Below are 19,573 nucleotides of genomic sequence, written 5' to 3' on the forward strand. Positions count from 1 at the left end.
AAATCGCTCAGTCGATGGCCTTGGACTGGATCACGCTTTGCAGCAGCGACGTACGCATGAGGAACGCGGTATGCCGCGCCGGGTCGGCCGCGGTGGCGGCAAGATCGGCGAGATGACGCTGCCGCTCCGCCGGATCCTTTTCTTCCAGGCGCTTCTTGTTCGCCACGGTCTGCTGCTGCACGAACTCGATGTTCAGGGTTCTGCGGCGTCTTTCATAGCGGTCGAGAACCGGCGCCTCGGCATTGCCGTCAGGACATAGCGCGAAGGTATCGGCGAGTTCCAGCGCATCATGGATCCCGCAGTTCAGGCCCAGGCCCCCGATCGGGTTGTTGACGTGGCTGGCGTCGCCCGCGAGGAACACCCGATTGACCCGGAACGACTTCGCCACCCGCTGATGCACGCGGTACAGGTTGCGATGCAGGAGCGGGTAAGTCTCACCGCCCAGGTCCAGAATCCGGTTGAGCCGCCGCTGCGCTTCCTCGTCGCTCATGACCGCTTCATCGGCAACGTCGACCGGCGCCGGAAATACCGCGCGCCAGCGGCCCTTCATGTCGTCGCCCGCGATCTTGAACAGGTTGCCCCATTCGACCGGGTCGGCCAGATAGCTCCGGTACGAGCACCCTATCGCCTTTTCGAAATCGAACGACGTGGTCAGCACGAGGAACCGTTCGGGCCATGTGTAGCCTTCGAATTCGATGTCGAGCTTCTTGCGCACCGTGCTGCGTCCGCCGTCCGCGCCCACGAGGAAAGCGCCGGAGACGCGCTCCGTGCGGCCGTCGCTTTCGACAGTCACGGTCACGCCGCTCGCGTCCTGCGTGAGTTCGGTCACGGCGGCGCCGAACCGCACGTCGACATCGGCGCACTGCTTCAGGTGCCGCAGGCCGATATTGACCAGCTTGTGCTGCTCGGTTTGCACGACGAACGGAAAGGCCGTGCGCTCGCGCAATACATCGTGGTCGAAACGCGCCACCAGCTCATGCGCGGCCTGATCCCAGAAGTCGAAGTAACGGGCCACCAGCCCCGAGGCGATGAACTCGTCGATGATGCCGAGACTCGCGATCATCTCCAGGGTGGACGGATGCGTGGTGGCGGCGCGCGGGCTGCAATCCACCTCTTTCTCCGCCTCGAGCAGCGTCACCGCGAAGCCGCGCTGCGCGCAGGCAAGCGCGGTCACAATGCCAACCGGGCCGCCGCCGACGACGATAATTCTTTGCTGCCGTGTCATCCTGCTCCTCAGTGCTTGGGTGTGGCGAAATCTTGATACAGGCGGGAAACCGCGACGCGCACGTTCTTCTCCGACGCCGGCGTATTGCGACTGCGGCCGACGAAGCGCGGTACGCCATCCGTCACCACGGCCGCCACGGCGGCAATGTCGCCATGCGCGAGGGCATCGAGCGCGGTGTGCTGCGTGCCGCCCACGCACGAATCCAGGATGACCACGTCGGCGTCGCAGCCTTCGCGCAGGAAGCCCGAATTGATGCCGTAGGTGCGGGCGTTGTTGCCGGTCGCGGCGCAGATGGCCATCTCCGGCGACATCTTCTTGCCCAGGCTCGCGAGATGAGTGATGGTGTACATCATGCCCAGGGGCATGATGCCGCTGCCCGTGGGCGTATCCGTCGCGATCAGGAAGCGGTCGAACTGATCGGCCGCGACTGACATCTCCGCGATCATCAGCAAGGTGCGCAGGTTGCCCGCGGTGCAGACCTGCATGGCGATCTGGCTGTCGTTGAGGATCCGCTCGAAGTCGCGGTCCGGCATGGCGACGGGACCGCCGTTGATGTGGAACGACACGTGCGGCTGCATGGCGAGCAAGTGATCGGCCCAGATGCCCGACGATCCCGGAATGGACGACCCGCCCGTGTGCACGGTGGTGATCATGCCGTGCTTCCTGGCCCAGCCGATCATGGGGGCGTAGTCGAACGGCGTCTTGACCGCACCGAAGCCGGCCTTGGCGAGCCACACGCCTTGCGCGGCGACATCGCGCAGATCGTCCTCCACAAGCCCCGGCTCCAGGATGATCGAACCGGCGAAGACCCGCATGCCGCCCGGACGATAATGCGCGAAGCAGCGCTGCGCAGCCACCGCGAGCGCCTTCACGCCTTGAGGATCGGTCGGGCGTCCCGGCACATGCACTTCCGACGCACTGATCGCGGTAGTCGTGCCGCCATGCACGTAGCTTTCCAGAAAGCCCACGGTCTTCTGGCGCGGCGTGTAGTCGCCGAACGTGTTGTGCACCTGCGAATCGATCAGGCCGGGAATCGCGGTGGCGCCGTCCGCATCGATGACCACGTCGCAGTCCTTCAGCGCGTCATCCGACAGCGTGCCCACCGTTACGATCTTGCCATCGTTCATCAGGATGCCGTCGCCCTTCGCGAACGGCTCGCGCCATTCACCGGTGACGATGGTCTTCAGGTTGACAATTGCAGTTTTCATACGCGCTCCAAGTTAGTATTCCGGAATATCAGACAAGCCCGTCCTCGCCCGCGATCTCCTCAGCTTTCAGTCCTCCCACCCGGGCGTCGAGGCGCCCGCGGTTCGCCACGCAGAAGATCACGGCCACTTCGTCCGGCAAGGGGCCATCTGGAATGGTTACCGTCATGCCGTCGTAGTGGGAGCGCACATAGAGCGCATCCTTGTGTGCGAGCGGCACGTCGATGCGCGCGCCGGTTGCCGCGCGCTTGGTGAACGACGAGATCCACGCCTTGCCACCGCCGAGCGCGGTGCGCAAAGGCTCCGCGAACACCGTGGTCAAGAGCGCGTTGGCGTGCTCCTGTTCGCCCGCCGTACCGACGACGCCACCCTTGCCATAGCTTTGCACCTGATAAGGCGCCATCGCATCGGTGGCGAGCTTGGCCAGTTGTTCGCCCAGCACACCGCTCGCCTGGATCATCTCCGACAGATCCTCCACGTAGCTTCCCGCATACGGATTCTTCACAAGCGCCACCACCGCTACCTTGCGCAACGGTTCCTCGCTGGCGGACTGAGGCATCTGGTGTTCGATAAAGGTGTGAAACGCTCTAATTTGCAAATTCATGCTTGCTCCAGGCGGCCGGACGACACCGGCTCATTTTGTCGAGGGGTACAACGAATCTTTGCCGAACTCTACGATTGTCGTACAATAACGTCAATACCCTTGAGCATTTCAACCTGTCCGCGCATAGGAGTCAACAATGTCAAAAAAAGCCGTTCTCTTTTCTGAAATGACACCGCAAACCGAATGGGAAACCGATTTCAACGAGTGGTACGACACCGAGCACATTCCCGTGCGCATGGGCGCACCTGGCTTCAACGGCGCGCAGCGCTACCGCAACACGGAAAGCCCGGCCTACCTTGCGGTGTATGAACTCGCCTCGTCCACCACGCTCTCGACGCCCGAATATCGCCTGATCAAAGGCGCGCCAAGCGACCGCACGAAACGCATGCTGCGCGATGTGAGCGGCTTCACGCGCTATATCGGCGAGGAAATGGGCAGTTGGGAGAAACCGGGCAGCCCGGGAATCGACGCGCCGATCCTCTATGCCGTGTTCTTCGACGTACCGGCCGAGCGCGCCGACGAATTCAACCGTTGGTACGAGGACGATCACATTCCCACCCTCATGAAATGCGCCGGCTGGCTGATGGTGCGTCGTTTTGAAATCGTCGACGGCGAGCCCGGCCATTTCAGTCACCTCGCGCTGCACTATCTGGCGTCGGCCGACGCACTGAAGTCGCCTGAGCGCGATGAAGCGCGTGCCTCGCCGTGGCGCGCGAAACTCGCGGCCGAGCCCTGGTTCAAAGGCCAGTACGCGGTATTCGGCAAGACCGGGGAGCGCTTTCATCCCACGGCTTGACGCGGGCAAGCGTTCCGGAAGCACAAGCACGCGGTGCAAGGCAATGAGAACAAGCACAGGCTGACGGTGGCACCGGCTTACGATACGCTACCGTTACACTTGGCGAGTATCGAAAGACAATCAAAAGGATCTCATGGCCGTCAACATGAAAGTCACTCCGCAAACGGTCCTATGGCAGACGACGGTCAAATTGCGCGAAGCGATCATGCAGGGGCAATTCGCGCCGGGCGAGCGCCTGGTCGAATCGTCCTTATGCGAGCAGATGGGCGTCAGCCGCACCACCGTGCGCGAAGCTTTGCGCAAGCTCGAGGCCGAGCGCCTGGTGACCAATGTGCCGAACCGCGGCCCGTCGGTGGCGATCATCTCACCGGCGGACGCCGACCAGATCTATCACGTGCGCAAGCTGCTCGAAGGCGAGGCGGCGGCGCTGTTCGCCAAACTGGCGACGCCGGAACAGATCGACGCACTGGAACATGCGCTGCGCAGCTTCCACGACGCGGTGAAGAACGAATCGGCGGTCGAGCGCGTGACCTTCACCAGCGAGTTCTACGACATCATCCTGGCGGGCTGCGGCAACCAGATCATCCGTGAAATACTGGAATCCCTGGTCGCCCGCATCAACGTGCTGCGCGCGAAATCGATGGCCAATCCGGGGCGGGCGAAGTTCAGCGTGATGGAGATGCGCAAGATCTGCACGGCCGTCAAGAAGCGCGACGCCGTCGCCGCCCGCGCCGCGGCCGAAGCACACGTGCTGGCCGCGCGCGACGCTGCGCAGACTCATCCCGCCAACTATTTCAAAAAGAACGGGAAGCCCGCAATCGAAAGCGCCGGCACGGCCCGCGCCGGTCGGCAGGAGTCGTTGATCGACGCGATGGCGAAACCGGTCATAGGCGATGCCGTGTGGGCGTCGATCGAAGCACAACTACCGCCCGCCAAGCTCCGGCGCTTCCTGCACCCGGGACGCAAGCCGGTTGGCGACCGCGAGGCGCTGAGCGGCATCCTGTTCGTGCTGCAAAACGGCATTCAGTGGAACGAGCTCCCCGTCGAGATGGGCTTCGGCTCGGGCGTGAGTTGCTGGCGGCGCCTGCGCGACTGGCAGCAGTCGGGCATCTGGGAGCGGATTCACCGGGTCTTGATGTCGAAGCAGCCCGGCGCGGACCAGATCGACTTCTCACGCGTGTCCGACTCCGCGGCAAGCCGGGCCGTCACTGCCGCGGGAAAGCTGCGTCCCGTTCTTCCGGCTACCCGCGACGCGGCACCATCGACGCGCAACGCGCGCCGTCCCCGCTCTTCCTGAGCCCACGCATCATCGGCCCCGGCGCTTCCTGCGCCTTCGCCCGCCGAGGGCGTGGTTTGCGCCGCGCCTCCGCTTCGCTCCGCCGGTTGCTCGATACTTTCATTTTGAAATCCATACTCTTCGCATATCGATATGCAGAATGGCGAGAGGAGCCTTCCAGTAGTGATTTATTTTGTTCACTTGCTGCGATTGTCTTACGATCCTATAGTCACATCAAGGGTTCGGCAATCCACCGGTTGACGAAAATATGACTCTTGAAATGGTGCTCTCCTGACTCATTTCAAAATGATGCATCATCGCTCTCCACTCTCAGAAAAATTGAAATGACCGATACCGTCAGCGACCAGCTTCATGAGGCGCTTGCTCCCTACGCCCTGGATAAAGATGGCGCGAGCCGGAGCTATCCGGACCTCCACGAACACGTTCTCGAACTCGCACGACAGGGACTGCTCGTCGTCGTCGACGAACCGATCAACAAGGACACGGAAATGCATCCTCTGGTCCGTTGGCAATATCGTGGCGGTATCGAGGAAAAGGATCGCAAGGCGTTTTTGTTTACCCAGCCGGTGGACAGCAAGGGACGCAAGTATCACGGCGCCGTGCTCGTTGCCGGCCTGGCCGCGACGCCGGAGGTGTATCGCATCGGCTTCGGCAAGCCGCTCGACAAGATCGGCGAGTCGTGGATCAAGGCCATAGCGGCCCCCATCGAACCGAGACTGGTGCAGGAAGCACCGTGCCAGGAGATCGTGACGATCGGCGCTGAACTCGATGAACCGGGAATGGCCCTCGATGGCTTACCGGTGCCGATCTCGACACCGGGATGGGATAACGCGCCCTATCTGTCGGCGGGTCACTACATCACCAAGGATCCGGACACGGGCGTTCAAAACCTCGGCAATTACCGCGGCCAATTGAAAGCACCGCGCCGCCTCGGCATGAATCCGTCCGTGGAGTTGCGGGCCGGGATCTATGCGCATTGGCTGAAATACAAGGCCCGCGGGGAACCGATGCCGTGCGCGGTGGTGGTAGGATGCCCGCCGGCCGTTTCATACACCGCCGTGCAAAAGCTTCCCGAGGGGCTCGACGAGTTGTCGGTGGCGGGCGGCCTCGTGGGTGACGCCATCAATGTCGTTCGGGCAAAGACGGTCGACCTCCTGATACCGGCGGAAGCGGAGATCGTGATCGAAGGCTTCATCAGCACCGAGTCCCTCGAACCGGAAGCGCCGTTCGGCGAATCGCACGGGTATGTGAATCTGCAGGAGTACAACGCCTTCATGGATGTCACGGCGGTGACGCGGCGCCGCGCGCCGATCCTCACGTCGTTCATCAGCCAGGTGACCCCGAGCGAGTCCAGCGTGATCCGCCGCGTGGCCATGGAACCCGTATTCCTCAACCACCTCAAGGCGGCGCTTGGCATCAAGGGCGTGAAGCGCGTCTCCATGCACGAACCCTTGACCAGCCTCTACGCAGTGATCGCGGTCCAGTTCGAACGCAATGTGCCGGAGACCGAAGTGTGGCGCGCATTGTATGGCGCGGCCACCTTGCACCGTTTCGCCGGGAAATGGGTCATCGCAATCGATGAAGACATCGACCCGACCAACGCGGACGCCTTGTTCTGGGCGATGTCGTATCGTTGCCAGCCGCAACGCGATATGAAGATACTTGATCGCAAGGATCCGGGTCATGGCCCGCGCGGACCGCACGACAATGGAGAAAGCGCGTCCGTCCTGATCAACGCGCTGTTGAAAGAGGACTTCGCGCCGGTGGCGCTTCCCAAACGGGAGTTCATGGAAAATGCCAGGCTGATCTGGGAGAGGCTCGGCCTCCCGGCGCTCAAGCCGGAGTTTCCGTGGCACGGCTACGATCTGGGCGCGTGGCCGGAGCATCTGGACCAGCAAGCCCGCATGGCCACCCGGAGCAATTACTTCGCTTTAGCCGATGAGCTCGTGCGTCAGCGGCGCAGCGACGTCGCCATGAATCAGCCTGTGGACGGCGGTGCCGGTGGAAAATAACCCTGCCGCTGCCGAGTTCGAGTTCGACGTCGGTGTGAACGACAAGGTCTCCTTGATGGAGAGCTTCTTTCTGTCGATTCAGAACATCTCCGTCATGGCGACCATGATGATCTTTCCCGGGATACTGGGAAGAACCTTTCATATGGAGAGCACGCAGATCGCCTATCTCTACGGCATATGCTTCATGATCTGCGGCATCGCGACGATTTTCCAGTCCGTCGTATTCCTGAGATTGCCGGTGGTGCAAGGACCCTGGGCGCCCACATTTTCCGCGTTGATCGTCCTCGGGCATCTCCCCGGCAGCGATCTCGGCACCGCCTTCGGCTCGTTCTTTGTCGCTTCCCTGATCTGGTGTGTGTTTTCCGTTCCGGTGCGAGGCGTCAGCCTGATCGGAGCGTTGTCGAAGTATTTCCTGGACCCCGTGGTTTCCGGCGTCATCATTGTCCTCGCGATGGTGCAGCTCGCCAACGCCACTGTGCCGCATTGGCTTGGCGAACCGACCTCTCCCGGCTTCCCGGTTCTCAACATCGTCGCGGGAGCGATTGCGGTCGTCGTGCTGATGACCCTGATGACGCGGCGTAACGTGGTGCTTCGCCGTGGCGCGGTGCTGATATCGCTTCTGATCGGCAGCGTGATATTTTTCACGGTCCAACCGGCAGCCTTCCACGCCGGTTCATCACCCTTCTTCACCGTGCCGCGGCCTTTCGCTTTTGGCTTCGGCGTGCGGCCGGTCTTCGTCGTCATTTTCCTGATGACACTCATTCCCACTGGCGTTCAGTCCATCGCCATGTATGAACTGATCAGTACCTGGATCAGGCAGCCCCTTTCTGTGGGGCGGGTATCGCAGGGCGTGTTCGCCATGGCTCTCGCGGCCACCCTCGCCAGCGTGTTCGGAAGCTTCAGCACGGTCTTCTACGCAACCAATCTCTCGCTCCTGCAAAGCACCAAGGTGGGATCCCGCTACGTCACGCTCGCAACCGGCATTCTGCTCGTGATCCTGGGATGCTTTGCAAAGGTCGATTTGCTGTTCGCGATGATTCCGGGCCCCATCATTTCCGCTATTTCAACGGTGCTGTTCGGCGTGGTCTTCGCTCATGGAGCGCGCCTGATCTTCGCACGCGATTTCGACGACAGGAAATGCATGGTGGTCGGCCTTTCATTGTTCCTCGGGCTGGGCGGGCTTTTCGTGCCGCTGGAGGTCCTCCATCGATTGCCTATCCTGCTGCAAACGGTGATATCCCAGCCGGTCATCCTGGGCGGAACGGCAATCGTGTTTCTCTATCCGTTGCTGTGCAATCGGAAGCAGGTCACGGCCGGGCTGAGCACGCGGCGCGTCTGAGTGCCGGTGGCCGCGCGCCGCCCTTCAGCATAATCCCGATCGGCCGCCGACCATCTCGACGCGATGCGCTGCAGGCAACTGTTGAACCGCAATCTGGCGCGCCTGTTCGAGCGCTACGACTTCCTGGTATGCGGTAACTCGCTGCACCTGCCCTGCCCGATCGACGACGAGGCGCTCGTTGCCGTCAGCCAATCGATGCAGGCGCGCGTGCCATTCAACCTGTCGGGCGACCCGGCAATGAGCGGCATGAGCGAGAGCGGCCTGCCGCTCTCATTTCAACTCGCCGCGCCCTTCGGTGCGAGCGCGAATTGCTGAGCATTAGCGACGCTTATGAACATGCCACGCCATGGAAGGACATGAGGCCGCCGCTTTGACGCCAGCCTCCCCTTCGCCGATCCACTTCATGTCCGACACTCTTGCATCGATCGACTCGCCCGAGACGGATGGTCTGAGCGGACTGCTCATTCTGAATCGCCACGCGCGAGGCTAGTCGTGTGCAACGGAAACGACATCGCCTCTCTTTATGAAATGATATTGAAACGGAAAGCGATGCCCTCTTGCGTGGGCTGATCAACGAATTATTTTTGTATACTTGCCGCGATTGTGTGACGATCATATATTGAAACAACGGTAGACATCACGGACGTCCGAGTGAAGGTTACCCGGGGTCGATCATCGCCGCCCGTTATCTGCACACGTATCAACCTGGATGACTAACGGATGATTGAATTTGGAGGTTCGTAAGCGAAGGGCAATTCGAACCTTTCCTTGAAGAACTGCCGGTCTTTGATCGAATAACGGGTTGTCCGGAATGCCGGTGCTATTAAATTCCAGGTCCGCCTGCATTTATATGGACCACTAATTTTATTTTTATGACTCTATCGACAAAGACGTAACCGCTTCTATCTTGATTGTCTGGAACCAACGGCGTTGCCGGGCTCACGCGCTCGGCTGGATGAGTGCGTATCGGCGCAAGGGCACTGTGCGCATGTCGCACGCGTGGATTTTGTTCGGGGTTTGGTGTGTCGGTCATCTACTAATCGTCAATTTTAAATTCCAGCGATGAAAAACTATTTGAAAAAATGTTGGTATGCGCTTTGCCTGTTCACGTTGCCGTATGCGGCTCATGCACAGTCCAGCGTCACGCTGTATGGCGTACTCGATTCCTCGGTCCAGTACGCGCGCTCCGGCGGCCAAAGCACGACACGCGTGGACAGCAGCAACGCATTCCCATCGAACTGGGGTATCCAGGGTGCCGAGGATATCGGCTGGGGCACCAAGGTGATCTTCCGGCTCGAGAGCGGCATCAATGTGGCCAACGGCACGAGCGCGCAGGCTGGAAAATTCTTCGGCCGGGAGGCGTGGGTCGGCATGGCGGGACCGTATGGGCGCGTTCAGGTCGGCCTGAACAACACACCCGAAATGTGGGGCCTGCTGCGCTTCTTAGCTGGCGATCTTGGTCACTGGGACTGGGGGCACGCTGCCAACAACTATGACTTCTTCCCGACCACCAAGATTCCCAACTCCGTCATCTACGTCTCGCCGAACCTCTCCGGCCTGACGCTCTCGGCGATGTACGGTTTCGGCGCCAACGGCGATCCTTCGCAACCGAGTACCCTCGGCAACACGGTATCGGCCGGCATGTACTACACCAACGGGACCTTCGCGTTCGAGGCCGATTATCTAAGCCAGGTCTATACCACGGCGCCGACCATTACCGCCGGCGCACCCACTGAAACCGGCAATCACGACTTGTTCGGTGTCTCCTACGACTTCGGCGTAGTGAAGGTGGATGGCCTTTTCGTGCTCCACCGCGGCGCGGGATCGGTAAAGACGCTCAACACAACGACGTTCGCCGACCCGAACAACTTCTATTACGAAGTCTCGGCGCAAGTTCCCAATGTCATGAACGGAACGGTGATGCTCAGCTTCGGGCAATACAAGCTGCAAGGCAATTCCGAAGGCAATTCGACGTCGTACGGCTTGCGATATGACTACCGGATCTCGAAACGCACGGGCGTGTATGCGGGCGTGTCGGTCATCAGGAACGGCAGCGAAGCGGGCTTCACTACGAACAGCGGCCAAGGCCCCGGCATTGCGGTCAAGCCCGGGGACAATCAGGTCGCCACGGTCGTCGGCATCGTCCACGCTTTTTGATTCATGCCCCCGAAGAGCGAATGTGAAGCACGGGCGGCTTTGCCTGCCATAGCCATGTTGGTCGTCACCGGTTCGAGCCTGAAGGAGGACTCCGCTCATGTGGATCTATGCCGCCAAGCGTGTGCTTTACACCATTCCGATCGCGCTCGGCGTATCGCTCGTCTGCTTTGGCCTCGTCTACCTTGCACCGGGCGATCCGGCATCGTCGCTGATTCCACCCGATGCGAGCGCAGCCGACATCGCGATGATCCGACAGCTCTACGGCTTCGACCAACCGGTGCCCGTGCAGTTTCTTAAGTGGCTGTGGCGCGTACTGCACGGCGACCTGGGGATGTCGTTGCAGACCAACCGCCCCGTGCTCGAGGAGGTCTCCCGAGCGCTACTCAACACCGCGAGGATTTCGGTCGGCGCCGTGATTATCGCGTTCCTGGTGGCCCTTCTCTTAGGCACGATCGCGGCGTGGAACCGCGGCAAGCTCGCGGACCGTGTCGTCACCTCGATTTCCGCGCTCGGCGTGAGCATTCCCAGTTACTGGCTCGGCATCGTGCTAATCATTGTCTTCGCCGTGAAGCTGCGCTGGTTGCCGGCTACGGGCATGAACTCCGCTCCCGGCTGGTTGGACTGGTCCCACCTGCGCTTCGCCATCCTGCCGATGTTCACCATGGCGTTGCTGCCGCTCGGCGTTGTCATGCGCAACACCCGCTCCGCGCTCGCCGATACGTTGGGGCAGGATTATATGCAGATGCTCAGGGCCAAGGGGCTGCACCCGCCCGCACTGATTCATCATGCGATGCGCAACGCCCTGCCTCAGATTCTCGCGGTCATGGGCTTGCAACTTGGCTACCTGATCGGCGGCTCGATTCTCATCGAGACGATCTTCACCTGGCCGGGCACCGGCTTCCTGCTCAGCAAGGCGATCCTCACGCGCGACATACCGCTGCTGCAGGGCACGATCCTGGTCCTCGCGCTCTGCTTCGTCCTGATCAATCTCGTCGTCGACATCCTGCAGACTTTCGTCGACCCGCGCATCAAGCGGATCTGAGGAGCATCGCGCATGAGCACCGACACCCCGATCATCAACGAAAGAGCGCCAGTCCGGCAATACCCAGGTTATCTGCAGACCGTCATGCGCCGGCTACGCCATGACTATGTGACCCTGTTCTTCCTTGCCCTGATCGCCCTCAGCATCCTGTCGGCCGTCCTCGCAGCGCACCTCACCCCTTATGATCCCCTCGCGACCAGCCTGCTGGGCAGGCTCAGGCCGATCGGATGGCAAGGCCATCTGCTCGGCACCGACGATCTCGGGCGAGACATGCTCACGCGCATGCTCTATGGCGGGCGCGTGTCCCTCGTCATGGGCATCGTGCCGGTGGTGCTCGCCGTCATGATCGGAGGGTTCCTCGGCGTTCTCGCCGGCTTCTTCGGCGGGCCCGTCAACATGGCCATCATGCGCACGATGGACGTCTTCTACGCCTTCCCGTCCGTGCTGCTCGCCGTTGCCATCTCCGGGACGATGGGCGGCGGCATGGCAAGCGGGCTGATCGCGCTGACCCTGGTTTTCATACCGTCGCTGTGCCGCATTGCCGAAACCGCGACCGCTCAAGTGCGCTCGCTCGACTTTGTCGAGGCAGCAGAAGCGAGTGGCGCTTCGAGTCTCTCGATCATCTTCGCCCATGTGATCGGCAATGTACTGCCGCCGGTCTTCGTCTTCGCCTCGAGCCTCGTCTCGGTCTCCGTGCTGCTCGCGGCCGGCCTTTCGTTTCTCGGGCTTGGTGTACAGCCGCCCACTCCCGACTGGGGGCAGATGCTCTCGAGCCTGCGGCAAGCCATCTACCTCCAACCGCTCATCTGCGCGTTGCCCGGCGCGGCCATCTGCATCGTCTCGTTTTCCTTCAACATCGTCAGTGACGGGCTTCGGCACGCCATGGACATCAAGGCCTGAGAGGAACGTCCGCATGCCGAACCCGACCAGCGCAGCGAGTCACCACCCAAGCGCCCGCGCAGGATCGCACGACGATCCGCGCGACCGTGGCGGGGACCGGCAGCCGCTGCTCATCGTCAACGGGTTGCACAAGTATTTCCCGATCCGCGGCGGATTGTTCAACCGGATCGTCGGGCATGTCCATGCGGTCGAGAACCTGTCTTTCGTGGTGATGAAGGGGGAGACGCTGGGCATCGTCGGCGAATCGGGCTGCGGGAAATCCACGCTCGCGCGGCTGCTGATGCAACTGCTCAAGCGCGATAGCGGCGAACTGATCTTCGACGGCGACGCCGTGGGAGAACGGTCGGGCATCTCTTTGCGCGAATTGCGGCAGAACATGCAGATGGTATTCCAGGACTCGTCGTCCTCGCTCAATCCGCGCTTGCCGGTGGTCGATACGATCGCCTACGGGCCGCGTGTTCACGGCACGAAACGCACCGACGCGAAAGAAGCCGCACGCAAGCTGCTTGACGATGTCGGACTGCGCGCCGACCAGTTCGCCGCGCGCTATCCGCATGAACTCTCCGGCGGCCAGAAGCAACGCGTCAACATTGCCAGGGCGCTGGCGCTCGATCCGCGGCTCCTGATCCTGGACGAAGCCGTGTCCGCGCTCGACAAGTCTGTCGAGGCGCAGGTGCTCAAGCTTCTGCGCGAGCTCAAGCATCACTTCGGCCTCACCTACGTGTTCATTTCCCACGACCTGCATGTCGTACGGTATGTTTCGGATCGCGTTCTCGTGATGTATCTGGGCGAGATAGTGGAGATCGGCCCGGCCGATGAAGTCTACGGGAATCCGAAGCATCCCTACACGCGCGCCCTGCTGGATTCGCAGCTCAGCATGGATCCCGGGCAACGGGTCACCGAGGCGCCGTTGGCCGGCGACCCACCCAACCCCGTCGACCCGCCCGCAGGATGCCGCTTTCGTACCCGCTGCCCGTTTGCCGAAAGTGTGTGCGAGCGCATCTCCCCCACGCTCGGCGACGCTCGCGGGCGACAAGCGCATGCGGCCGCATGCCATATGCACGACCCGGCGTCAGGTCATGGCCGCACCGGCAACCCGCCTTTGGGCACGCCCCAGGAAACCAGACTCCTATGAGTTCGCGGACACGACTCGACATCGACACCTCCGCCCAAAGAACGCTGCTGGACGTTCAGGACCTGAACGTTCGATTCGTCAGCCGCGAGGCAACCGTGAACGCTGTGAACGGCGTGTCGCTCAGCCTCGCGGCGGGCGAGGTGCTGTGCATCATCGGCGAATCGGGTTCGGGCAAGAGCGTGACCTTGCGCGCGCTCATGCGCCTGCTGCCGCCGGAGCGCGCCCGGATCAGCGGCACGATTGCCATCGACGGCGAAGACGTGCTCGCGCTCGACGAACAGCAGCTTTCCGCCATGCGCGGTGCGAAGGTTTCAATGATCTTCCAGGAGCCGATGACTGCGCTCGATCCGGTATTCACCATCGGCGACCAGATCGCAGAGACGATCCGGCGGCATCATCGCGTCTCGCGCACCGAAGCCGATGCCCGTGCGCTCGACCTGCTCGAGCGGGTGCGCGTGCCGTCACCGGAACGGCGGCGGCGCAACTACCCGCACGAACTCTCCGGCGGGCTCAGGCAGCGCGCGATGATCGCGGTTGCCCTCTCATGCCGCCCCCGTCTGCTGCTCGCGGACGAGCCCACCACCGCTCTGGACGCCACCGTGCAGATCCAGGTGCTGATCCTGCTCAAGAAGCTGCAGCAGGAGTTCGGCATGGGCATCGTGATCGTCACGCACGACCTCGGCGTGGCTGCGCAAATCGCGGACAAGGTGGCCGTCATGTATGCGGGGCGCATCGTGGAATACGGCTCGGCGCGTGAGGTCCTGCTAGATCCGAAGCATCCGTACACGCTTGGCATGCTCTCATCGACCGTGAAAGGCCAGGAGCGTAACCACGACATCGAAGCCATACCCGGAAGTCCTCCGGACATGCGGCGCCTGCCGCCCGGTTGCAGCTTCGCGCCGCGCTGCAAGTACGCGAAGCCAGCGTGTCTCGATGCGGCGCCGGACGCGTTTCCCGCGCATGACGACGGATACGCGTGCTGCATCAGGCTCGCCGAGATCGCTTGAGCGTATGACTCGTCAGCCCGGCAAGTTCATTTTTTATTTTCATTTTGCAATGCTCTTCACGAAAAAGGCGTAACGGCAATGTCGGATTACAAAAACCTGGTGAAATCGGCAGCAGTCAACATGGTCGCGGCATGGGCGTTGGTATGTTCAGGCTTGGGAGCGGCGCAGGCGGAATCGGTAGTGACCGTGGCAATGACAGCCGCCGATATTCCTGACTGGGCAGGTCAGCCTGACCAGGGCTTCGAAGGCTATCGCTTTGTCGGGTATTCCCTTTATGACGGCCTGATCAACTGGGACCTGTCCTCGTCCAGCAAGGAAGTCACCATCAAGCCGGGGCTTGCCACCGAGTGGCATGTGGATCCGCACGACCCGAAGCGCTGGATCTTCACGCTGCGTCACCGCGTGAAATTCCACGACAGTTGCAACTGGAATGCCGACGCCGCGGTATGGAATCTCGAGCGTCTGATCGATCGCACCAATCCCTCGTTCAGTCCGGTCTATTTTGCTCGCGCACGGGCGCGCACCAGCGACATCGCCAAAGTCGAAAAGGTTTCCGACGACACCATTGCCATCACCACCACCACAGTCAACTCGCTATTTCCCTACAACCTGCCGTACGTGATGATGGTTTCCAAATGCGCGGTGGAAGCGGCGGGGAACAATTACACGGTGTATGCCAGGCATCCGGCCGGCAGCGGTCCCTACAAGTTCGCGAGGGTCGTGCCGCATCAATCGCTGGAACTGGTGAAGAACCCGGATTACTGGGACCCGGCCCGCGTGCCGAAGCATGACCGGCTGGTGTTGCTGCCAATGCCCGAAGCCACCACCCGTGCCGCGGCGCTGCTTTCGGGCCAGGTGAACTTCATCGAAGCGCCTTCGCCGGACATGATCCCGGAACTGAAGCAGGCGGGCATGCACGTCATCACCAACGTCTATCCGCACACCTGGCCGTATCTGCTCAACATGCTGCGCGGTCCCTTCGCCGACATCCGCGTGCGCCAGGCCGCCAACTACGCGGTCGATCGCAGCGCGATGGTCACGCTGCTGGGCGGCATCGCCACGCCGAGCTACGGCGCGCTTGTGCCCAGCCAGCACAACTACGGCGACGTGGTGCAGTACAAGCTCGACCAAGCCCGCGCCACGGCGCTGCTCAAGGCGGCCAAGTGCTATCCGTGCGAAATCCACGTCGCCATCTCGCCTTCGGGTTCGGGCCAGATGCAGCCGGAGCCCATGAACGAACTGGTCAAATCGCAACTCGACGCGGTGGGCTTCAAGGTGGATTTCGACACAATCGACTGGAACAGCATGATCGATGTCTTCGTGAAAGGAGCGGTAGCGTATCCCAAGTACGACGCCTTCAACTTTTCCAGCGGCGCGCTGGATCCGCTCAGCCTCCTCAAGGCGGTCATGAAGGTCTATCAGGCGCCCAACGGATCAAACTGGGGCGGCTTGAACGACCCGCAACTCGATGCGCTCGGCCAGCAGGTGCTGACGACCTTCGACCCGGCGAAGCAGGATGCGCTGCTCCAGCAGATCCATCATCTGATCACGGCCGACGCGGCGCGGCTATTCATCGTCAGCGACCTCAACCCGCGTGCGCTGGCACCCAATCTGAGCGGCTTCGTTCAGGCACAGAGCTGGTTCCAGGACCTGACGCCGATCGTGGTGCATTGAGCCCACCACCGATATTCCATTGACTGCCCCACTCAACTCAGGAACGACACCATGCATGACTTCAAGATTGCGGACCACATCATCGAGCGCGTCATCAAGCGGCGCGGCAAGGCGCATATTCACGACGACCTCGATCCCGCCCGCACGGCGCTGCTCGTCATCGACATGCAAAACGGTTTCCTGGACGAGCAATATGCCGCGTTCCCCTGCGACGAAGCCCGAGACATCGTGCCCAACATCAATCGCCTTGCTGCCGCAACACGCACGAACGGCGGCAAGGTCTTATGGATCCGCAACACGGTGAACGCGCAGGAAGAGAAGAACTGGTCGCAGTGGTACGCGCTGTGCGCCGGCGATCCGGCGCGCGCGGCCAAGCGTACCGCCGCGTTCCAGAAGGATGCTCCGGGACATCAACTCCATGCCGGACTCCTAGTGGACCCGCGGGACGAAACGGTGCTGAAGTACCGCTACAGCGCCTTCATCCAGGGATCGTCGGACCTGCACGACCGGCTCCAGGCGCATGGCATCGACACGGTCATCGTGACCGGCACGTCCACCAACGCATGCTGCGAATCGACGGCGCGCGACGCGATGATGCTCAACTACAAGACGATCATGGTCAGCGACGGCAACGCCACCCGAACCGATGCCGAGCACAACGCGAGCCTCACGGCGTTCTATGCGATCTTCGGCGACGTGATGGACACCCGCATGCTGATCGGATGCCTCAATGCCAATGCGCGCCAGTCGTCCGCGCAGGCCTAGCATGAGCGTCGATCGCGCACATGAGCGGCTTGCCGGCAGGAAGATTATGCGACGGCTCGTTTCCGCGCTTGCCCTTGGCTGTGTCGCGGGATGCACGACGGCCGGATATCGCGAGCCGACCCAGGTAATCGAAACATCCAGCGGCCCTGTCCAGGGACTGAAGACGAGCGGCATGGAGGAGTTTCTCGGCATCCCGTACGCGGCGCCGCCTGTCGGCGAGCTGCGATGGCGCCCTCCCCAGCCGCTTGCCGGAACAAGCCGGATATTGCAAGCGACGAAGTTCGCCAACACCTGCGCGCAGTCTCCGCGCGGCGCATTCGCCTCGCCGAGCACCTCCGAGGACTGCCTCTACCTGAACGTGTTTGCGCCTCGCGCCACGTCCTCATCCTCCGGCAAGCATCCGGTGATGGTGTGGCTGCACGGCGGCGGCCTGTTCAGCGGCGAAAGCAACGACTACGACGCCGGCAAGCTGGTCCGAAGAGGCGACGTGGTGCTCGTCACGCTGAATTATCGCGTGGGCGCACTCGGCTTCTTCTCTCATCCCGCCATCGACACCGAAGGCCATGCCTATGCCAACTACGGCATCATGGACCAGCAAGCCGCGCTGCGGTGGGTGCAGCGCAATATCGCCAACTTCGGCGGCGATCCCGGCAACGTCACCCTCTTCGGGCAGTCCGGCGGCGCGACCAGCGTCATCGCCAACCTGGCTTCACCTACTGCCGCGGGCTTGTTCCAGCGCGCCATCAGTCAGAGCGGCACACGTGTGGCGCCCTATGCCCGCGAGGCCGCAAGGGACGCCGGCAAGCAACTCGCGGCAGCGGCGGGATGCCCCGACCAAAGCGCGCAATGCCTGCGCGGACTCGGCGTCGAACAGATCCTGCGTCATCAGTCGCGGATCGCGGGCTTCGTGGGTACGCGCTATCCGGTGGTCGACGGAACGATTGTCACGCTCACCGCCACGCAAGCATTCGACAGCGGCCGCTTCAATCACGTACCGATCATGAACGGCCTGGTGCGCGATGAGCAGGCCTTCTTCATGCCGGAGATGAACACAGGCGAGCCGCTGACTTCGGCCGGTTACGACAGCTTCGTGCTCTCTTTCGGTCAACAGCATGCGAAGGCGCTGGCCGCCCGCTATCCGCTTGCGTCGTACGCGAGCCCGAGCCTCGCCGAGATCGATGCGGCACAGGACCTCAAGACATGCACCGCGCGATATCTAGACCGGACCTGGGCGAAGTACGTGCCGGTGTATGCGTTTCAGTTCAACGACCGCACGGCCCCGTCATACTTCCACCCGGTCAGCTATCCGATGAGGGCTTACCATACTGCCGAATTGCAGTACCTCTTCCCGCTGTTCCATGGCGGCCAGGGCACGCCGCACGCGCTCGATGCCGCGCAGCAGCGGTTGTCGGATCGAATGGTCGACTATTGGACGAGCTTTGCGCGAAACGGCGCCCCGACCTCGAATGCCCCGGCGAGCGCATGGCCGCGCTATTCGCCGACACCGGACGACGTGCAAACCCTCGACCTCCCGGCCATCGAGACAGCCAAGGGCTACGGCAACGCTCACCACTGTGCGCTGTGGGATCCGATCATCGCCGGCCAGTAAGCACGCGTCTTGCGCGGATTTCACCCTGGTGCACCACGATCCGCGCTGCGCTCCCACTCGATGCGCCAAATAGATCGTGCGTCTGCCGGCGTCGCTTTAAAATGACGGCTTCGCCCACGCATAACCACGAAGACGTCCGAACATGGATCCGAGCGCATCGCCGACCACCGTCCGCCAACTGGCTGTCCACAAGCTGCGCAATGCCATTCTGTCGGGCGAGCTCAGACCGGGAACCAAGCTGGTCGAGAACGACCTGTGCGCGATGCTGGGTGTCAGCCGACCCTCGGTGCGCGAGGCCTTGCTCAGCCTCGCGGGCGAGAAGCTCATCACGATGATTCCCAATCGCGGGCCTTTCGTGTCGGCGCTCGACTGGAGAGAGGCCGAGGAAATCTATCACGTTCGCGAACTTCTGGAAGGCGAAGCGGCGGCGCTCTGCTGCAGCAACATCGACGATGCGCAACTCGCCCGCATGAGCGAGGCGCTGGACGCGTTCGAGGCCGCTGTACTGTCCGACGACGCCGACAAGCGCGTGATTTCGACCACGCTGTTCTACGACGTGATGCTGCACAGTTGCGGCAACCGGGTCATTGAGCAGATGCTGACGGGCCTGCAGGCGCGTGTGACCTTTCTGCGCGAGCGTTCCATGTCGAGCCCCGGCCGCGGCATTTCCAGCCTGCATGAAATGCGCGACATCTACGAGGCGATCGTCGCGCGGGTGCCGAAGCGGGCACGCGCCGCGGCGGCCTCGCATGTGCGGCACGCGGCCCGCGTCGCGAAGGACGTGATGCTCGCCGGGACCTGACGCC

The 19,573-nt window shown here is 62.3% G+C and carries 17 protein-coding genes and 2 pseudogenes; 15 read left to right on the forward strand and 4 right to left on the reverse strand.

Annotated elements, in window-relative coordinates; genetic code table 11:
• Positions 1-7 precede the first annotated feature (7 nt).
• Genes HB376_RS30900 through HB376_RS30910 form a run of 3 tightly spaced genes read right to left on the reverse strand, consistent with a single transcriptional unit; the run spans position 8 to position 3,034 of the window.
• Positions 8-1,225: an NAD(P)/FAD-dependent oxidoreductase gene (locus HB376_RS30900; protein WP_255631649.1), complete on the reverse strand. Its 1,218-nt coding sequence runs from the start codon at positions 1,223-1,225 to the stop codon at positions 8-10.
• An 8-nt stretch (positions 1,226-1,233) separates the two neighbouring features.
• Positions 1,234-2,433 carry an amidohydrolase family protein gene (locus HB376_RS30905; protein ID WP_213767470.1) on the reverse strand — a complete coding sequence of 400 codons (1,200 nt, stop codon included), beginning with the start codon at positions 2,431-2,433 and terminating at the stop codon, positions 1,234-1,236.
• A gap of 28 nt (positions 2,434-2,461) precedes the next feature.
• Positions 2,462-3,034 (reverse strand): amino acid synthesis family protein, encoded by a 573-nt coding sequence (locus HB376_RS30910; protein WP_213767471.1) that lies wholly within the window; start codon positions 3,032-3,034, stop codon positions 2,462-2,464.
• Positions 3,035-3,170: 136 nt separating this feature from the next.
• Here HB376_RS30910 and HB376_RS30915 point away from each other — a divergent pair, with 136 nt between their 5' ends.
• The 6 genes and pseudogenes from HB376_RS30915 to HB376_RS30935 all read left to right on the forward strand — a co-directional run bounded on the left by HB376_RS30915 (position 3,171) and on the right by HB376_RS30935 (position 8,793).
• A complete protein-coding gene (locus HB376_RS30915; protein ID WP_213767472.1) occupies positions 3,171-3,830 on the forward strand; it encodes a DUF4286 family protein in 660 nt (219 codons plus the stop codon).
• 145 nt (positions 3,831-3,975) lie between these two features.
• A pseudogene (locus HB376_RS41335) lies at positions 3,976-4,569 on the forward strand (GntR family transcriptional regulator); the annotation flags it as partial.
• A gap of 132 nt (positions 4,570-4,701) precedes the next feature.
• Positions 4,702-5,043, forward strand: a pseudogene (locus tag HB376_RS41340) (transposase); the annotation flags it as partial.
• A gap of 407 nt (positions 5,044-5,450) precedes the next feature.
• Positions 5,451-7,139, forward strand: coding sequence for a UbiD family decarboxylase (locus tag HB376_RS30925; protein ID WP_213767474.1), 1,689 nt, complete (start codon positions 5,451-5,453; stop codon positions 7,137-7,139).
• Positions 7,129-8,478 (forward strand): solute carrier family 23 protein, encoded by a 1,350-nt coding sequence (locus HB376_RS30930; RefSeq protein ID WP_213767475.1) that lies wholly within the window; start codon positions 7,129-7,131, stop codon positions 8,476-8,478. Before HB376_RS30925 ends, HB376_RS30930 begins: the two co-directional genes overlap by 11 nt.
• A gap of 63 nt (positions 8,479-8,541) precedes the next feature.
• Positions 8,542-8,793, forward strand: a complete 252-nt coding sequence (locus tag HB376_RS30935; protein WP_255631650.1) for an amidase family protein — start codon at positions 8,542-8,544, stop codon at positions 8,791-8,793.
• 3 nt (positions 8,794-8,796) lie between these two features.
• On the opposite strand, the gene HB376_RS30940 is transcribed toward HB376_RS30935, so the two are convergent.
• Positions 8,797-8,943, reverse strand: a complete 147-nt coding sequence (locus HB376_RS30940; RefSeq protein ID WP_213767477.1) for a hypothetical protein — start codon at positions 8,941-8,943, stop codon at positions 8,797-8,799.
• 609 nt (positions 8,944-9,552) lie between these two features.
• Between HB376_RS30940 and HB376_RS30945 the strand changes: the two genes are divergently transcribed.
• From HB376_RS30945 to HB376_RS30985, 9 genes are all read left to right on the forward strand, one after another.
• Complete coding sequence (locus HB376_RS30945) at positions 9,553-10,635, forward strand: porin (protein ID WP_255631651.1); 1,083 nt, start codon at positions 9,553-9,555, stop codon at positions 10,633-10,635.
• Positions 10,636-10,732: 97 nt separating this feature from the next.
• Positions 10,733-11,677 (forward strand): ABC transporter permease, encoded by a 945-nt coding sequence (locus tag HB376_RS30950; protein ID WP_213767479.1) that lies wholly within the window; start codon positions 10,733-10,735, stop codon positions 11,675-11,677.
• A 12-nt stretch (positions 11,678-11,689) separates the two neighbouring features.
• The gene (locus HB376_RS30955; RefSeq protein ID WP_213767480.1) at positions 11,690-12,577 is read left to right on the forward strand and encodes an ABC transporter permease; all 888 of its coding nucleotides are present in this window, start codon (positions 11,690-11,692) and stop codon (positions 12,575-12,577) included.
• Positions 12,578-12,590: 13 nt separating this feature from the next.
• A complete protein-coding gene (locus HB376_RS30960; protein ID WP_213767481.1) occupies positions 12,591-13,712 on the forward strand; it encodes an ABC transporter ATP-binding protein in 1,122 nt (373 codons plus the stop codon).
• Positions 13,709-14,719, forward strand: a complete 1,011-nt coding sequence (locus HB376_RS30965; protein WP_213767482.1) for an ABC transporter ATP-binding protein — start codon at positions 13,709-13,711, stop codon at positions 14,717-14,719. Before HB376_RS30960 ends, HB376_RS30965 begins: the two co-directional genes overlap by 4 nt.
• A gap of 78 nt (positions 14,720-14,797) precedes the next feature.
• Positions 14,798-16,393 carry an ABC transporter substrate-binding protein gene (locus HB376_RS30970; RefSeq protein WP_213767483.1) on the forward strand — a complete coding sequence of 532 codons (1,596 nt, stop codon included), beginning with the start codon at positions 14,798-14,800 and terminating at the stop codon, positions 16,391-16,393.
• Positions 16,394-16,444: 51 nt separating this feature from the next.
• Positions 16,445-17,158, forward strand: coding sequence for a cysteine hydrolase (locus tag HB376_RS30975; protein ID WP_213767484.1), 714 nt, complete (start codon positions 16,445-16,447; stop codon positions 17,156-17,158).
• Between the two features lies 1 nt (position 17,159).
• Positions 17,160-18,767, forward strand: a complete 1,608-nt coding sequence (locus HB376_RS30980) for a carboxylesterase family protein (RefSeq protein WP_213767485.1) — start codon at positions 17,160-17,162, stop codon at positions 18,765-18,767.
• A gap of 142 nt (positions 18,768-18,909) precedes the next feature.
• A complete protein-coding gene (locus HB376_RS30985) occupies positions 18,910-19,569 on the forward strand; it encodes a GntR family transcriptional regulator (protein ID WP_213767486.1) in 660 nt (219 codons plus the stop codon).
• Positions 19,570-19,573: the final 4 nt, after the last annotated feature.

Origin of the sequence: Caballeronia sp. dw_19 (assembly GCF_018449515.1) — a bacterium.
In the GTDB taxonomy this organism is placed as follows: domain Bacteria; phylum Pseudomonadota; class Gammaproteobacteria; order Burkholderiales; family Burkholderiaceae; genus Caballeronia.

Coding starts and splice junctions, on each gene's coding strand:
- HB376_RS30900 (WP_255631649.1), bottom strand. CDS start 1,225: ATGACACGGCAGCAAAGAATTATCGTCGTCGGCGGCGGCCCGGTTGGC.
- HB376_RS30905 (WP_213767470.1), bottom strand. CDS start 2,433: ATGAAAACTGCAATTGTCAACCTGAAGACCATCGTCACCGGTGAATGG.
- HB376_RS30910 (WP_213767471.1), bottom strand. CDS start 3,034: ATGAATTTGCAAATTAGAGCGTTTCACACCTTTATCGAACACCAGATG.
- HB376_RS30915 (WP_213767472.1), top strand. CDS start 3,171: ATGTCAAAAAAAGCCGTTCTCTTTTCTGAAATGACACCGCAAACCGAA.
- HB376_RS30925 (WP_213767474.1), top strand. CDS start 5,451: ATGACCGATACCGTCAGCGACCAGCTTCATGAGGCGCTTGCTCCCTAC.
- HB376_RS30935 (WP_255631650.1), top strand. CDS start 8,542: ATGCGCTGCAGGCAACTGTTGAACCGCAATCTGGCGCGCCTGTTCGAG.
- HB376_RS30940 (WP_213767477.1), bottom strand. CDS start 8,943: ATGAGCAGTCCGCTCAGACCATCCGTCTCGGGCGAGTCGATCGATGCA.
- HB376_RS30950 (WP_213767479.1), top strand. CDS start 10,733: ATGTGGATCTATGCCGCCAAGCGTGTGCTTTACACCATTCCGATCGCG.
- HB376_RS30955 (WP_213767480.1), top strand. CDS start 11,690: ATGAGCACCGACACCCCGATCATCAACGAAAGAGCGCCAGTCCGGCAA.
- HB376_RS30960 (WP_213767481.1), top strand. CDS start 12,591: ATGCCGAACCCGACCAGCGCAGCGAGTCACCACCCAAGCGCCCGCGCA.
- HB376_RS30965 (WP_213767482.1), top strand. CDS start 13,709: ATGAGTTCGCGGACACGACTCGACATCGACACCTCCGCCCAAAGAACG.
- HB376_RS30970 (WP_213767483.1), top strand. CDS start 14,798: ATGTCGGATTACAAAAACCTGGTGAAATCGGCAGCAGTCAACATGGTC.
- HB376_RS30975 (WP_213767484.1), top strand. CDS start 16,445: ATGCATGACTTCAAGATTGCGGACCACATCATCGAGCGCGTCATCAAG.
- HB376_RS30980 (WP_213767485.1), top strand. CDS start 17,160: ATGAGCGTCGATCGCGCACATGAGCGGCTTGCCGGCAGGAAGATTATG.
- HB376_RS30985 (WP_213767486.1), top strand. CDS start 18,910: ATGGATCCGAGCGCATCGCCGACCACCGTCCGCCAACTGGCTGTCCAC.